Annotated in this window: 16 protein-coding genes; 4 read left to right on the top strand and 12 right to left on the bottom strand. The window is 62.2% G+C overall.

Translation table 11 applies throughout. From position 1 onward, the window contains the following. Positions 1-193: 193 nt before the first annotated feature. Positions 194-559 (bottom strand): hypothetical protein, encoded by a 366-nt coding sequence (locus tag QRN22_RS03055; RefSeq protein WP_197077021.1) that lies wholly within the window; start codon positions 557-559, stop codon positions 194-196. Positions 560-632: 73 nt separating this feature from the next. On the opposite strand from QRN22_RS03055, the gene trmL reads away from it, so the two are divergent. After that, positions 633-1094 carry a tRNA (uridine(34)/cytosine(34)/5-carboxymethylaminomethyluridine(34)-2'-O)-methyltransferase TrmL gene (trmL, locus tag QRN22_RS03050; RefSeq protein ID WP_042555449.1) on the top strand — a complete coding sequence of 154 codons (462 nt, stop codon included), beginning with the start codon at positions 633-635 and terminating at the stop codon, positions 1092-1094. Between the two features lie 156 nt (positions 1095-1250). Here trmL and secB read toward each other — a convergent pair whose 3' ends face one another. From secB to QRN22_RS03035, 3 genes are read right to left on the bottom strand one after another with little or no spacing between them, the layout of a single operon-like run. Further along, positions 1251-1715, bottom strand: coding sequence for a protein-export chaperone SecB (gene secB, locus QRN22_RS03045; RefSeq protein ID WP_042555450.1), 465 nt, complete (start codon positions 1713-1715; stop codon positions 1251-1253). Between the two features lie 47 nt (positions 1716-1762). Beyond that, on the bottom strand, positions 1763-2017 hold the full coding sequence (grxC, locus tag QRN22_RS03040; protein ID WP_042555451.1) for a glutaredoxin 3: 255 nt from the start codon (positions 2015-2017) through the stop codon (positions 1763-1765). A 1-nt stretch (position 2018) separates the two neighbouring features. Beyond that, positions 2019-2432 carry a rhodanese-like domain-containing protein gene (locus QRN22_RS03035; RefSeq protein ID WP_042555452.1) on the bottom strand — a complete coding sequence of 138 codons (414 nt, stop codon included), beginning with the start codon at positions 2430-2432 and terminating at the stop codon, positions 2019-2021. A 146-nt stretch (positions 2433-2578) separates the two neighbouring features. Here QRN22_RS03035 and gpmI point away from each other — a divergent pair, with 146 nt between their 5' ends. The 3 genes from gpmI to QRN22_RS03020 all read left to right on the top strand — a co-directional run bounded on the left by gpmI (position 2579) and on the right by QRN22_RS03020 (position 6826). Further along, positions 2579-4114 (top strand): 2,3-bisphosphoglycerate-independent phosphoglycerate mutase, encoded by a 1536-nt coding sequence (gene gpmI, locus QRN22_RS03030; RefSeq protein ID WP_156152763.1) that lies wholly within the window; start codon positions 2579-2581, stop codon positions 4112-4114. A 121-nt stretch (positions 4115-4235) separates the two neighbouring features. Then, the gene (locus QRN22_RS03025) at positions 4236-5480 is read left to right on the top strand and encodes a murein hydrolase activator EnvC family protein (RefSeq protein ID WP_042555454.1); all 1245 of its coding nucleotides are present in this window, start codon (positions 4236-4238) and stop codon (positions 5478-5480) included. 32 nt (positions 5481-5512) lie between these two features. Further along, positions 5513-6826 carry a S41 family peptidase gene (locus QRN22_RS03020; protein WP_042555455.1) on the top strand — a complete coding sequence of 438 codons (1314 nt, stop codon included), beginning with the start codon at positions 5513-5515 and terminating at the stop codon, positions 6824-6826. Positions 6827-7553: 727 nt separating this feature from the next. On the opposite strand, the gene QRN22_RS03015 is transcribed toward QRN22_RS03020, so the two are convergent. From QRN22_RS03015 to QRN22_RS02980, 8 genes are all read right to left on the bottom strand, one after another. Then, positions 7554-8306: a substrate-binding periplasmic protein gene (locus QRN22_RS03015; protein WP_042555456.1), complete on the bottom strand. Its 753-nt coding sequence runs from the start codon at positions 8304-8306 to the stop codon at positions 7554-7556. A gap of 188 nt (positions 8307-8494) precedes the next feature. Further along, positions 8495-9250, bottom strand: coding sequence for a substrate-binding periplasmic protein (locus tag QRN22_RS03010; protein WP_042555457.1), 756 nt, complete (start codon positions 9248-9250; stop codon positions 8495-8497). Between the two features lie 214 nt (positions 9251-9464). Then, on the bottom strand, positions 9465-10235 hold the full coding sequence (gene hisF, locus QRN22_RS03005; RefSeq protein ID WP_042555458.1) for an imidazole glycerol phosphate synthase subunit HisF: 771 nt from the start codon (positions 10233-10235) through the stop codon (positions 9465-9467). Positions 10236-10269: 34 nt separating this feature from the next. Next, positions 10270-11007, bottom strand: a complete 738-nt coding sequence (gene hisA / locus QRN22_RS03000) for a 1-(5-phosphoribosyl)-5-[(5-phosphoribosylamino)methylideneamino]imidazole-4-carboxamide isomerase (protein WP_042555459.1) — start codon at positions 11005-11007, stop codon at positions 10270-10272. A gap of 37 nt (positions 11008-11044) precedes the next feature. Next, a complete protein-coding gene (locus QRN22_RS02995) occupies positions 11045-11299 on the bottom strand; it encodes a DUF2164 domain-containing protein (protein ID WP_042555460.1) in 255 nt (84 codons plus the stop codon). After that, the gene (gene hisH / locus QRN22_RS02990; RefSeq protein WP_042555461.1) at positions 11299-11937 is read right to left on the bottom strand and encodes an imidazole glycerol phosphate synthase subunit HisH; all 639 of its coding nucleotides are present in this window, start codon (positions 11935-11937) and stop codon (positions 11299-11301) included. The genes QRN22_RS02995 and hisH overlap by 1 nt, the downstream gene beginning before the upstream one ends. After that, entirely contained in the window at positions 11937-12530 is a 594-nt protein-coding gene (gene hisB, locus QRN22_RS02985; protein WP_042555462.1) for an imidazoleglycerol-phosphate dehydratase HisB, read from the bottom strand. The genes hisH and hisB overlap by 1 nt, the downstream gene beginning before the upstream one ends. A 183-nt stretch (positions 12531-12713) precedes the next feature. Next, the gene (locus QRN22_RS02980) at positions 12714-14372 is read right to left on the bottom strand and encodes an OFA family MFS transporter (protein WP_042555463.1); all 1659 of its coding nucleotides are present in this window, start codon (positions 14370-14372) and stop codon (positions 12714-12716) included. Between the last annotated feature and the right edge of the window lie 220 nt (positions 14373-14592).

Below are 14592 nucleotides of genomic sequence, written 5' to 3'. Positions count from 1 at the left end.
GTATAAATAACCCAGTTTCGGGGACCTTGGTACAGGCAGGCCGGGGATTCCCCTCTTTCTTTGGGAGCCTCGGTACAGGCAGGCCGGGAACTCCCTTCTTTCTTCGGGGACTCTGATACAGGCAGATCAGATACTCCCCATTTTCTTCGGGGGCCTTGGTACAGGCAGGCCGGGTGTCCCCCTCTTTTATCCGCTACTGCGGCGCCAGACGAACCGTCAGGCGCCAGCGACCATCGACCTCCTCGGCAGTCAACTCACCACGCAAGGGGCGAGCCGCCAGGACACGCACCTCCAGCTCTCTCCCTTCACGAACCACACGCCAGTTGGCCGTGCGCCCGGCGATCTGCAGTTGGCCCTGCCGCTCGCGACCCAGCCCCTCGAAACGCAGCAGGAACGTGCCCTGAAAATCGCTGACCTGCACCTGCGGCTCGACGTTGAACCACAGCACCAGTCGCTCATCGCCCGCCTCCACGTCCTTCAGATGCATCGCATCGGGATGGAACAGGCGGCCGATCATCAAGCCGACCAGAAAGCCGAAGATCGCCAACGAACCGATCACACGCAACCACGGACGCGGTCTTGGCGGCTTATCGGGCGTAGAATGTCTGCCGTCTTCTGGCTCGGAGCCGTGCATGTTTCATGTAATCCTTTTTCAACCGGAAATTCCGCCCAACACCGGCAACATTATCAGGCTCTGTGCCAACAGCGGCTGCCACCTGCACCTGATCGAACCCCTTGGCTTCGAACTGGATGACAAGCGTCTGCGCCGCGCCGGGCTGGACTATCACGAGTACGCCCCCGTACAGCGCCACGCCAGCCTCGAGGCCTGCCTGGAAAGCCTCGGCCAGCCCCGCGTGTTCGCCTTCACCACCAAGGGCTCGCAGCCATTTCACGAAGTGCGCTACCAGCCAGGCGACGCCTTTCTGTTCGGCCCGGAAAGCCGCGGTCTGCCTCAGGAAGTCCGCGACGCCCTGCCGGAACAGCAACGTGTGCGCCTGCCGATGCGCGAGGGGTGCCGCAGCCTCAATCTGTCCAACACGGTGGCGGTGGCCGTTTACGAAGCCTGGCGCCAGCACGGCTTCAGCATGGGCTGAGAGACCTCGGCAGATCAGTGCTGGATGCGCAGCCAAACCCGGTAACGGTATCCCTGGGTATCGCTGCGCTCGACGGCAGGCTACGGCCTTGCGGATATCTGGGTAAGCCATAAAAAAACGCCCCGAAGGGCGTTTTTTCATACAAGGACCGACGACTCAGTTGGCCGCTTGCTGGCGCTGCAGTTCCTGAGCGTACAGGGCATCGAAGTTCACCGGCGCCAGCATCAGGGCAGGGAACGAACCGCGAACGACCAGGTTGTCCAGCGCTTCGCGTGCGTACGGGAACAGGATGTTCGGGCAGAACGCGCCCAGGGTGTGGCTCATGGAGCCGGCATCCAGACCCTTGATCAGGAAGATACCTGCCTGCTGCACTTCAGCGATGAAGGCGGTTTCTTCACCGTTCTTCACGGTCACCGACAGCGTCAGCACCACTTCGTGGAAGTCGCCTTCCAGGGCTTTCTGGCGGGTGTTGAGGTCCATCGCGACGCTCGGGGTCCACTCCTGACGGAAGATCTCAGGGCTCTTCGGCGCTTCGAAGGACAGGTCACGCACGTAGATGCGCTGCAGGGAGAACTGAGGATTCTGGTCGCCTTGGGCGGCACCGGTAACTTGTTCGGTCATGGGCAAAGCCTTCTGCTATATGGACTTAAAGAAAGGTTCTGGGTCTATCAGGCACGGAGCAGTGCATCGAGCTTGCCTGCCCGTTCCAGGGCAAACAGGTCGTCGCAGCCACCCACGTGGGTATCACCGATCCATATCTGCGGCACCGAAGTGCGACCGGCCTTGCGGGTCATCTCTGCCCGCAGGTCCGGTTTGCCGTCGACGCGGATCTCGTCGAACGCCACGCTTTTGTTGGTCAACAGCTGCTTGGCGCGGATGCAGTAAGGGCACCAGTCGCTGGAATAGACGACGACCTTGGCCATCTCACTTCACCACGGGCAGGTTGTCGCTGCGCCAGGTGGCGATACCACCGCCCAGACGCGCTGCGGTGAAACCGGCCTTTTTCAGGTCGCGAGCAGCGGTGCCGGCCTGCTGGCCCAGAGCATCGACGATGATCAGGGTCTTGGCCTTGTGCTTCTCGAGCTCGGCGATACGCGAGGTCAGCTTGTCGAGGGGAATGTTCAGCGCGCCGACGATGTGGCCGGTGGCGAAGTCCTTCTTGTTGCGGATGTCGATCACTACGCCTTCGTCGCGGTTGATCAGCGCGGTGACTTCGCGACTGCTCAGGCTCTGACCACCCTTTTGCAGCTCAGTGAAGATCAGCAGCGAGAGGATGATGACGAACAGGCCGCTGAGGATGAAGTGGGTGGTAGCGAATTCAATCAGGTTGGCAAGCATCACGCGGTTCCGGGGACGGTAAAATGCCGGCCAGTATACACAGCCACGAGAGTCCCACCAAAGGCCGTACGGCGGTGACGGGATCTTTCCTTGGCCGTAGAATGTCAGATCTTTTTTATGCGTCCCTCAAGCAGAGCGAGCCCAGTATGAGCGCAACGCCCAAACCCTTGGTTCTGGTCATTCTCGACGGCTTCGGCCACAGCGACACGCCCGAGCACAATGCCATCTTCGCCGCCAACACGCCGGTCTACGACCGTTTGCGTGCCACCCAGCCCCATGGGCTGATTTCCGGCAGCGGCATGGATGTCGGTCTACCGGACGGCCAGATGGGCAACTCCGAGGTCGGCCACATGAACCTGGGGGCCGGCCGTGTGGTGTACCAGGACTTCACTCGAGTGACCAAGGCGATCCGCGATGGCGAGTTCTTCGAGAACCCTGCCATTACCGGTGCCGTGGATAAAGCCGTTGGCGCAGGCAAGGCCGTGCACATCCTCGGTCTGCTGTCCGATGGCGGTGTCCACAGCCATCAGGACCATCTGGTGGCGATGGCCGAACTGGCTGCCCGCCGCGGTGCCGAGAAAATCTACCTGCACGCGTTCCTCGATGGCCGTGACACCGCGCCGAAAAGCGCCCAGGCCTCTCTCGAGCTGCTCGACGCGACCTTCACCAGGCTCGGCAAAGGCCGCACCGCTTCGCTGATCGGCCGCTACTTCGCCATGGACCGCGACAACCGCTGGGATCGCGTCGCCCAGGCCTACAACCTGATTGCCGCCGGGCAGAGCCAATTCAGCGCAGACACCGCCGTGGCTGGCCTCGATGCCGCCTACGCGCGTGGCGAGAGCGACGAGTTCGTCAAGGCCACCAGCATCGGCGAAGCGGTCAGCGTCGAAGACGGCGACGCCGTGGTGTTCATGAACTTCCGTGCCGACCGTGCCCGCGAACTGACCCGCGCCTTCGTCGAGCCGGGCTTCGATGCCTTCGAACGTGCCCGCGTGCCGCAGACCGCCGGCTTCATCATGCTCACGCAGTACGCAGCGAGCATCGACACACCGAGCGCCTACAAGCCCGAGCCGCTGGTCAACGTGTTTGGCGAGTACCTGGCCAACAACGGCAAGACCCAGCTGCGCATCGCCGAGACCGAGAAGTACGCCCACGTGACCTTCTTCTTCTCCGGTGGCCGTGAAGAACCCTTCCCCGGCGAAGAACGCATCCTCATTCCGTCGCCGAACGTCGCCACCTACGACCTGCAGCCGCAGATGAATGCGCCCGAAGTCACCGACAAGATCGTCGATGCCATCGAGAACCAGCGTTACGACGTGATCGTGGTCAACTACGCCAACGGTGACATGGTCGGCCACACCGGTGTCTTCGAGGCCGCCGTGGCCGCCGTGGAGTGCCTGGACACTTGCGTCGGGCGCATCGTCGAAGCCCTCGACAAGGTCGGTGGCGAAGCGCTGGTCACCGCGGATCACGGCAACGTCGAGCAGATGCAGGACGAGTGCACCGGTCAGGCGCACACCGCCCACACCTGCGAGCCGGTGCCGTTCATCTATGTCGGCAAGCGCGACGTGAGCATCCGCGAAGGCGGCGTGCTGGCCGACGTGGCACCGACCCTGCTGACGCTGATGGGCATGCCGATCCCCAAGGAAATGACCGGCACCAGCATCGTCACCTTCAACTGAACGACATCGGCCATCGGTCGACAGCGGCACGCCTTGGGTCGCAATCCGCGATCCGGGGCGTTCTTTTTAACCCGCGCCAAGGGCATACTAGGCGCGTTCCCCGCCAGGTACCGCCTGCCCCATGTTTCGTGCCCTCATCCTCGTTCTCCTGACCAGCCTGCTGGTGCCTGCTTTCGCCGACCAGAAAGCGGAAACGCAAAAGCAGTTGGAGGCCGCACGCTCCGACGTCGCCGAGCTGAAGAAGCTGCTCGAGCAACTGCAGCAGGAGAAATCCGGCGTGCAGAAGCAGCTCAAGTCCACCGAAACCGAAATGGGCGATCTGGAAAACCAGGTCAAGAGCCTGCGTGACGAACTGCAGGAGAGCGAAGAGGAACTCAAGCGCCTCGACCAGGAGAAAAAAAAACTCCAGGACGCGCGCATTGAACAGCAGCGGCTGATCGGCATTCAGGCGCGCGCCGCCTATCAGGGGGGGCGTCAGGAATACATCAAGCTGCTGCTCAACCAGCAGAATCCGGAAAAGTTCTCCCGTACCCTGACCTACTACGATTACCTCGCTGAAGCCCGCATGGAGCAACTGACGGCCTTCAACGAAACGCTGCGCCAACTGGCCAACGTCGAGAAAGACATCGGCCATCACCAGGCTCAGCTGCAGGAACAGAAAAGCCAGCTGGACACGCGCAGCAACGAGCTGGCGGCCGTACGCAAGGAACGCCAGATCGCCCTGGCCAAGCTGAACAAGGACTACGCCGCCCGCGGTGAGCGCCTCAAGGCCCGCGAGCAGGAACAGGCCGAGCTCGGCCGCGTACTCAAGACCATCGAGGAAACCCTCGCCCGCCAGGCCCGTGAAGCCGAGCAGGAACGTCAGCGTGCCCTCGCCGCGGCCCGTGAAAAGCCCGCGACGCCTGCTGCCAGAAAACCTGCGGATGGCCCGCTGGTGAGCTCCGGGGCCACCTATGGCGGCCCTTTCGGCAATGCCAAGGGCAAGCTGCCTTGGCCGGTGAACGGACGCCTGGTGGCGAGATATGGAACCCCTCGCGGCGAAGACGCTCGGACTAAGTGGGACGGCGTACTGATCGGCGCCGCCGCCGGTAGTCAGGTACGCGCTGTGCATGGTGGTCGAGTGGTCTTCGCAGACTGGTTGCGCGGATCCGGGCTTCTGGTCATCCTCGACCATGGCAACGGTTATCTGACCCTGTACGGGCACAACCAGAGCCTGCTCAAGGACGCCGGAGACATCGTCAAGGCCGGCGACCCAATCGCCACCGTTGGTACCAGCGGCGGGCAGGACACGCCGGCCCTGTATTTCGCGATTCGCCAGCAGGGCCGCGCCAGCGATCCGGCCCAATGGTGTCGGGCGCAAGGATAAGCGCCATCTCATTGTCGTAGGAGTTAGTTCGAATGCCGCAACTGTCTCGCCTCACCTCCCTGGCCCTGGCGATAGCCCTGCTCGGTGGCGCACCTGTGCTGCATGCCGACCAGGCTCCAATCACGCCTCCGCCGGCCGCCGACCAGAGCGCAGCGCCACTGCCGCTCGAGGAGCTGCGCACCTTCGCCGAGGTGATGGACCGCATCAAGGCCGCCTACGTAGAGCCGGTTACCGACAAGGAACTGCTGGAGAACGCCATCAAGGGCATGCTCAGCAACCTCGACCCGCACTCGGCGTACCTCGACCCGAAAGCCTTTGCCGAGCTGCAGGAAAGCACCAGCGGCGAATTCGGCGGCCTGGGCATCGAAGTCGGTACGGAAGACGGTTTCATCAAGGTGGTCTCGCCCATCGATGACACACCGGCGTCCAAGGCCGGCATCCACCCCGGCGACCTGATCGTCAAGATCGACGGCAAGCCGACCAAGGGCCTGTCGATGATGGAAGCCGTGGACAGGATGCGTGGCAAGGCCGGCAGCAAGATTCTGCTCACCCTGGTGCGCGAAGGCGGCAAGCCGTTCGACGTGGAACTGACCCGCGCGGTGATCAAGGTCACCAGCGTGCGTAGCCAGTTGATCGACCCGGGCTACGGCTACATCCGCGTCACCCAGTTCCAGGTCAACACCGGCGAAGAAGTCGGCAAGGCGCTGAACAAGCTGCGCAAGGAAAACGGCAAGAAGCTCAGCGGCCTGGTCCTCGACCTGCGCAACAACCCGGGCGGCGTGCTGCAGTCGGCCGTGGAAGTGGCGGATCACTTCCTCAAGAAGGGCCTGATCGTCTACACCAAGGGCCGCATCCCCAACTCGGAGCTGCGCTTCTCGGCCGACCCGCTCGACGCCAGCGAAGGCGTCCCGCTGGTGGTGCTGATCAACGGTGGCAGTGCCTCGGCATCGGAAATCGTCGCCGGCGCCCTGCAGGATCACAAACGCGGCGTGGTGATGGGCACCGACAGCTTCGGCAAGGGCTCGGTACAGACCGTGCTGCCGCTGAACAACGACCGCGCCCTGAAGATCACCACCGCGCTGTACTTCACCCCCAATGGCCGCTCCATCCAGGCTCAGGGCATCGTTCCGGACGTGGAGGTGGCACGCGCCAAGCTGACTCGCGAGAGCGACGACCCGACCCTCAAGGAAGCCGATCTGCAAGGTCACCTGGGCAACGGCAACGGCGGCGCCGACCGTCCGAGCCAGGGCGGTGCTGGCAGGGCGGCTCGTCCGCAGGATGACGATTACCAGTTGAGCCAGGCACTGAACCTGCTCAAGGGCCTGAACGTCACCCGCGCCGACTAAGCGCCAGCGGTAACGAAAAGCCCCATTGCAGGCGACTGCAATGGGGCTTTTTCTTGGCGATGAATGGGTGACACATGACCCTGTAGCAGCCCCGCCCCCGGGGCGGAACGGTTACTGCCATCCCGCAAAACGGAGTGCGTAGGCTTACCCCCGTAGGAGCCCGCTTGCGGGCGAAGCGATGCTGGTCATTGCGCGATTGCACGTCAAGGCCGCCATTCACCGCGGCGCGCTCTTGCGTATCAACCATCTCGTAGGAGCCCCACCCCCGGGGCGAAACGCTTACAACCGTCCCGCAAAACGGAGTGCATAAGCCTGCACCCGTAGGAGCCCGCTTGCGGGCGAAGCGATGCTGGTCATTGCGCAATTGCGCGTCAGGGCCGCCATTCGCCGCGGGGCGCTCTTGCGTATCAACCATCTTGTAGGAGCCCCGCCCCCGGGGCGAAACGGTTACAGCCGCCCTGCAAAACTGAGTGCATAAGCCTGCACCCGTAGGAGCCCGCTTGCGGGCGAAGCGATGCTGGTCATTGCGCAATTGCGCGTCAGGGCCGCCATTCGCCGCGGGGCGCTCTTGCGTATCAACCATCTCGTAGGAGCCCCGCCCCCGGGGCGAATCGGTTACTGCCATCCTGCAAAACGGAGTTCGTAGGCCTGCAAAGGTCCGTGTTACCGCACCTGCGCAGGCGACCTGCTGATCGGCATTGGCCCATACCGATTTCTGGCGACGCTCTTACAGATAGTTGTTGGTCATCTGCTCGATGAAGCCTTCGTTGCGCAACTCGTCCAGGGCCTTCTGCAGGCGCTGCACCACTTCGTCCGGCGTGTCCTTGTTCAGCGCCAGATACAGCTCGGCTTCGTTGAAACGCAGTACCGTGGTCAGGCCACTGACGCCTTCCTGCTTGGCCAGGTAGCGGCCGACCGGATCGGTGGTGGCCCACAGGTCGATCTTGCCGCCGGTGAGCTTTTTCACGTTTTCCTGATCACGCAGGGCGTTGACCGGGGCCAGCCCCTGACTTTCCAGATGCTGGCTGACCGCATCGTTCTTGTAGGCGCCGATGGTGTACTGGCTGGCCTCCTTCAGGCTGTTGACGGTCAGGTTGTTGCCGGGAGCCGCCAGCAACACCCAGCTGGTCTTGGCCAGCGGGCCGACCCACTTGAACAGTGGCTGACGCTCGGGGGTGAAGGTGGTGGAGAACAGGCCGTAGTTGGGCTTGTCGAGGGTCAGCTTGTAGAGGCGATCCCAGGGGAAACGCAGCGTCAGGGTGTAATTGATCTGCGCGCGCTTGAACATCTCGCGGACCACTTCGGCGCTGATGCCGTCGATGGCGTCTTCGCGGGCGAAGTTCTTGTCGTCCACCGCCATGTTGAACGGCGGGAAGTTCTCGGTCAGCAGCACCATCTTGTAGTCAGGTGGCAGCTCGGCCCTGGCGGTGCAAGCCGCGAAAGTGAGCAATAGCCCAAGCGCTTTCAAAGTGTTCAACATCAGTCGTCCCCGCCGCGTGGTTATGATTATGGTTGGCGGCTTCCTGCCGAATCCCCGCACCATCACCTTCCATGGCAATGACTACCGCATGCCGAAGGCACGCTGCATTGCAGCATGAACGCCAGTTCTTGACCACGCGAGCGCCCCCTCGGTAGCGCTCGCGACGTGCAGCTAAATGACCTTCATGCCTAAAGATAACTGTTGAGGATTTTGTCGACGTAACCCTCAGCGCGCATCTTGTCCAATTCCGACTGCAGCTTCTGTACCACCTCGTCCGGCACGTCCTTGTTAAGGGCCAGATAGAGCTGTGCACTGTTGAAACGCAGCACGGTTTTCAAGCCACTGACACCTTCCTGACGTGCCAGATAACGGCCAGCAGGATCACCGGTGGCCCAGAGGTCGATCTGACCGCTCTCGAGCTTCTTGGCATTTTCCTGATCGCGTAACGAAGTAATCGGCTTCAGCCCCTGCTTCTCCAGGTGCTCGGCGATGGCATCGCCCTTGTAAGCGCCGATCCGGTACTGCTTGGCCTGCTGCAGGTTGTTGACCACCAGGGTGCTGTCGCCACGGGCGAGCAGTATCCAGTCGTCCGGGCCGATCGGCCCAACCCATTTGAACAGTTCCTCGCGCTCAGGCAGACGCGCGGTCACGAACACGCCGTAGCCGGGCTTTTCCAGTGCGAGTTTATAGATGCGGTCCCAGGGGAAGCGCAGAGTGAGGCTGTAGGACACGCCGGCACGCTTGAACATCTCGCGCACCACATCGACGGCGATCCCGTCGATGTTGTCTTCCTGCGCGAAGTTCTTGCCATTGATCGCCATGTTGTACGGCGGGAAGTTTTCCGTCAGCAACACCACGTTGTAGTTCGGATCGATTTCGGCGCGCGCCGCCGATGTCATCAAAAGCAGGGCACCCGCCGCTGCCAACCACAGACGTTTCCACATGTACTCGACTACCTGTCAATTCAGAGCGTTGACGGACGGCCGGAAAGGTCACGCCCGGTGCGACCAGGCGATTCGCTCATACTACCGGGCTAGACGCCCTGGCTCGAGACCAATCCCTGTCACACGAGTGCTAGCTTAGCGCCATTAGCGGGCATCCAAAAGCGCAAATGCACCAAGTTGGACGTGTGGCACATCCAACCCGCACAGGAGGTGCTCAACGCACCACGATACCGCGGCTGGCCATGTAGGCCTTGGCTTCCGGCACGGTGTATTCACCGAAGTGGAAGATGCTCGCAGCCAGCACCGCCGCCGCCTTGCCTTCGATGATGCCATCGGCCAGATGCTGCAGGTTGCCGACACCACCGGAAGCGATCACCGGAATGCCGACGGCCTCGCTGATGGCGCGCGTCACGCCGAGGTCGTAACCACTCTTGACGCCGTCCTGATCCATGCTGGTCAGAAGGATTTCGCCTGCGCCCAGGCCCTCCATCTTCTGCGCCCAGGCCACGGCATCGAGGCCGGTGGGCTTGCGCCCACCGTGGGTGAAGATTTCCCAGCGCGGCGTTTCACCCGGGCCGGAGACCCTCTTGGCATCGATGGCGACGACGATGCACTGCGAACCGAAGCGCGAAGCCGCCTCGCCGACGAACTCGGGGGTGAACACTGCGGCGGTGTTGATCGAGACCTTGTCGGCACCGGCGTTGAGCAGGTTGCGAATGTCCATCACGGTACGCACGCCGCCGCCCACGGTCAGCGGGATGAAGACCTGGCTGGCCATGCGCTCGACGGTGTGCAGCGTGGTATCGCGACCATCGACACTGGCGGTGATGTCGAGAAAGGTAATCTCGTCGGCGCCCTGCTCGTCGTATCGGCGAGCGATCTCCACCGGGTCGCCGGCGTCGCGGATGTTCTCGAACTTGACGCCCTTGACCACACGGCCGTTGTCCACGTCGAGGCAAGGAATGATGCGTTTGGCCAATGCCATGGTGTTTCTCCGAAATACGGCGTCAGGCGGATGCTCAGCCCTTGAAGTTGTCGCAGAAAGCCTGCGCTTCAGCGACATCCAGGGTGCCTTCGTAGATGGCACGGCCAGTGATGGCGCCGATGATGCCGGGCGAACGGGCCAGCAGCAGCTTCTCGACATCGCCCAGGTTGTGGATACCGCCCGAGGCGATCACCGGAATACGGCTGGCGGCCGCCAGGGCCGCCGTGGCCTCGACGTTGCAGCCCTGCATCATGCCGTCCTTGGCGATGTCGGTGTAGACGATCGCCGAGACGCCATCGGCCTCGAAGCGCTTGGCCAGGTCGGTGGCCTGCACGGTGCTGACTTCAGCCCAGCCGTCGGTGGCGACGAAACCGTCCTTGGCGTCCAGACCGACGATCACCTTGCCTGGGAAGGCCTTGCAGGCATCGGTCACGAACTGCGGATCTTTCACCGCCTTGGTGCCGATGATCACGTAGCTGACGCCTGCCTTGACGTAATGCTCGATGGTTTCCAGAGAGCGGATACCGCCGCCGATCTGGATCGGCAGCTTCGGATAGCGTTTGGCGATGGCAGTGACCACGTCGCCGTTGACAGGCTTGCCTTCGAACGCACCGTTGAGGTCGACCAGATGCAGACGACGGCAACCGCCTTCGACCCACTTGGCAGCCATGCTCACCGGGTCATCGGAAAACACCGTGGAGTCTTCCATACGGCCCTGACGCAGACGCACACAGGCGCCGTCCTTGAGGTCGATAGCGGGGATAATCAGCATCTGTACACCTTGTTCAGTTCAATCAGCGTGGCTGGAATCAATCTTTCTCGAGCGCCCACAGGTCGACTTCGAGGCTTTCGAAGCGTTCGCGCAGCAGACCGTGCGCATCGTTGACCGCCCGGTTGTAGTAATGCGGCGCCACTTCACGGCCAAACAGTTCGAGCAGCTCCAGCACCTCGAAGGAACCCAGCTCCAGCTCGTAACGGTCGGCCAGGAAGCGCTGCAGCTTGTGCACCGCATCGCTTTCCTGCTCGGGCGTGAGCGTGAGGATCGGGCTCTTGAGCCTGGCCATTACCAGCGGCCATCCCAGGCGGCGAAGTTCTGCAGCAGTTGCAGGCCGTGGGTGTGGCTCTTTTCGGGGTGAAACTGCACGGCGAAGCGCGAACCATCGGCCAGGGCAGCGGCGAAATCCTTGCCGTAATGCCCACGGCCAACGACCTGCTGCGCCTTGCCGGCTTCGATGTAATAGCTGTGCACGAAGTAGAAGCGCGCCTGATCCGGAATGCTGTGCCACAGCGGGTGATTGACCGCCTGGCTCACTTCGTTCCAGCCCATATGCGGCACCTTGAGTGGCTCGCCGTCCTCGACCATGCTCTTGCCGAAGAAACGCACCTGGCCGGGGAAGAGGCCGATGCAGTCGACGCCGTCGTTCTCCTCGCTGCGCTCGAGCAGCGCCTGCATGCCGACGCAGATGCCGAGGAACGGACGGTCCTGGCTGACTTCACGCACCAGCTCATCGAAGCCCAGGCGGCGGATCTCGGCCATGCAATCACGGATCGCACCGACACCGGGAAACACCACGCGGTCGGCTTCGCGAATTACCTGAGCGTCACTGGTCACCAGCACCCGGCCGGCACCAACGTGCTCCAGCGCCTTGGCCACCGAGTGCAGGTTGCCCATGCCATAGTCGATGACTGCAACCGTCTGCATCAGAGCACGCCCTTGGTCGATGGCATCTGCCCGGCCATGCGCGGGTCAAGCTCCACGGCCATGCGCAGCGCGCGGCCGAAGGCCTTGAACACGGTTTCGATCTGGTGGTGGGTATTCACGCCACGCAGGTTGTCGATGTGCAGGCTGACCTGAGCGTGGTTGACGAAACCCTGGAAGAACTCCTGGAACAGGTCGACATCGAAGCCGCCGACTACCGCGCGGGTGAACGGCACGTGCATCTGCAGGCCCGGACGCCCCGAGAAATCGATGACCACGCGCGACAGCGCTTCATCCAACGGCACGTAGGAATGGCCGTAACGGGTCATGCCCTTCTTGTCGCCGACCGCTTTGGCGAACGCCTGGCCGAGGGTGATACCGACATCCTCGACGGTGTGGTGGTCGTCGATCTCAAGGTCGCCCTTGCAGAAAATGTCGAGATCGATCAGGCCATGGCGGGCGATCTGGTCGAGCATGTGCTCGAAAAATGGCACACCGGTATCGAACTTGGACTTGCCGGTACCATCCAGATTGATCGAGACCTTGATCTGGGTCTCCAGGGTATTGCGCTCGACGGATGCCGTACGTTCGGCCATCACCTGCTCCACAAAATCGTTGGGCGAAAGGGCCGCCATTATAGGCTGATAAGCAGCGAACCTATAAAGCCACACGGCAAAAATGGACGAAAAACGCGTGAGGCCTGGCTGGAAAAAGTGACACCCACAAAAAATCCCGCGGGTGCACAGGGCACCGGCGGGATTTTTACCAACGACGAACCGTTACTGGAACAGCACGACGGTCTTCTGCAGGGTCACCCACACACCCCAGGCCAGCGGGATACCCACGGCCAGCCAGGCAGCGATGACCAGCGGCTTGCTCGACGGATCGGCAGCCCACTCCAGTTCACTGGCGCTCGGTGCGGATTTTTCGCCGTGAGCACGCTCAGCGGCCAGCTGTTCTTCGGTCATGAAGTACTTCGGATCCACCGGGCGAACCAGCAGGTTGCAGATGAAGCCCAGAACCAGCAAGCCAGCGAGAATGTACAGGGTGATGTCGTAGGCAGCAGCGCGCTCGACACCGATGCTCAGCTGATATTCACGCAGGTAGTTCACCAGTACCGGACCCAGCACGCCAGCGAACGCCCAGGCGGTCAGCAGGCGACCGTGGATGGCGCCAACCATCTGAGTACCGAACAGGTCCGCCAGGTAGGCCGGAACGGTTGCGAAACCACCACCGTACATGGACAGGATCAGGCAGAAAGCGAATACGAACAGCGCGATGCTGCCCAGGTGACCGGTCCACGGAACCAGCGCGTACAGGGCGAAACCCAGCGCGAAGAACACGAAGTAGGTCGCTTTACGGCCGATCAGGTCGGAGAACGATGCCCAGAAGAAACGGCCACCGATGTTGAACAGGCTCAGCAAGCCGGTGAAGCCGGCAGCGATTGCGGCGATCTGCAGCAACTGATCCTTGCTCAGCTCACTGAACGGCACGTTCACGCCGATCAGCTTGCCACCGAACACTTCCTGCAGCATGGGCGAAGCCATGCCGATGATGCCGATACCAGCGGATACGTTCAGGCACAGAACCGCCCAGACCAGCCAGAATTGCGGGGTCTTCCACGCGGTGTTCACGTGTACGTGGCCCTTGGTGATCATGGCGTTGTTGGCCTTGGCTGCCGGGGCGACCCAGCCTGCCGGCTTCCAGCCAGTCGGCGGAACGCGGTAGGACAGTGCGCCACCGACCATGAAGACGAAGTAGATCACCGCCATGACCACGAAGCTCTGCCATACACCGACGTCAGTTTCGCTGGAGAAGTGACCCATCAGTGCTGCAGCCAGGGGAGCACCGACCATCGCGCCGCCACCGAAGCCCATGATGGCCATACCGGTCGCCATGCCGCGCTTGTCCGGGAACCACTTGATCAGGGTCGATACCGGGGAGATGTAGCCCAGGCCCAGACCGATACCGCCGATCACGCCGGAACCCACCCACATCAACCAGATCTGGTGCGTGTAGATACCGAGCGCGGAGATCAGCAGACCACCACACCAGCAAACGGCGGAAACAAGGCCGGCCTTGCGCGGACCAGCGTGCTCCAGCCAACCGCCCCACACGGCAGCCGCACAACCCAGGAATACGAAGAACAGCGTGTAGATCCAGCCCAGCATGGAGATCTGCCAATCGCAGTTGCTGGCGAAGATCTGCTCGAAGAAGCCGATGTCCGGCGCACAGGCGACGGCAGCATCGATACCGATGGCTTTCGACAACGGCAGCCAGAATACGGAAAATCCGTAGGCCATGCCGATGCACAGGTGGATGGCGAGGGCAGCTGGCGGAACCAGCCAGCGGTTGAAACCGGGCTTAGCGATGATGCGCGCCTTGGAAAGGAACGCAGGGGTCGCTGAAGCACCGTTTTGCACGATGGCGTCAGTCATTTTTTCTTCTCTGAGTTTAAGTTGGCAAACAAGACGATTACTTGCGAGGCCCGAAATAGAGGCCTCACTACACAGCACATATATTTCAGCGAATCATTCGCAGCTAGCATGACGCTAGAGTTCCCGCGTCATTGTGTCACATAGCCATAGCGGTTGTGCAGCCACCAAAACGGCACTTTTCAGCGTCTGAGACGCCTTTCTCAGGCTTCCCGACAGCCGA

This window comes from Pseudomonas sp. MEJ086, assembly GCF_030209025.1.
GTDB classification, from domain to species: Bacteria; Pseudomonadota; Gammaproteobacteria; order Pseudomonadales; family Pseudomonadaceae; genus Aquipseudomonas; species Aquipseudomonas fulva_A.
This window is presented reverse-complemented; position numbering and strand designations above follow the sequence as displayed.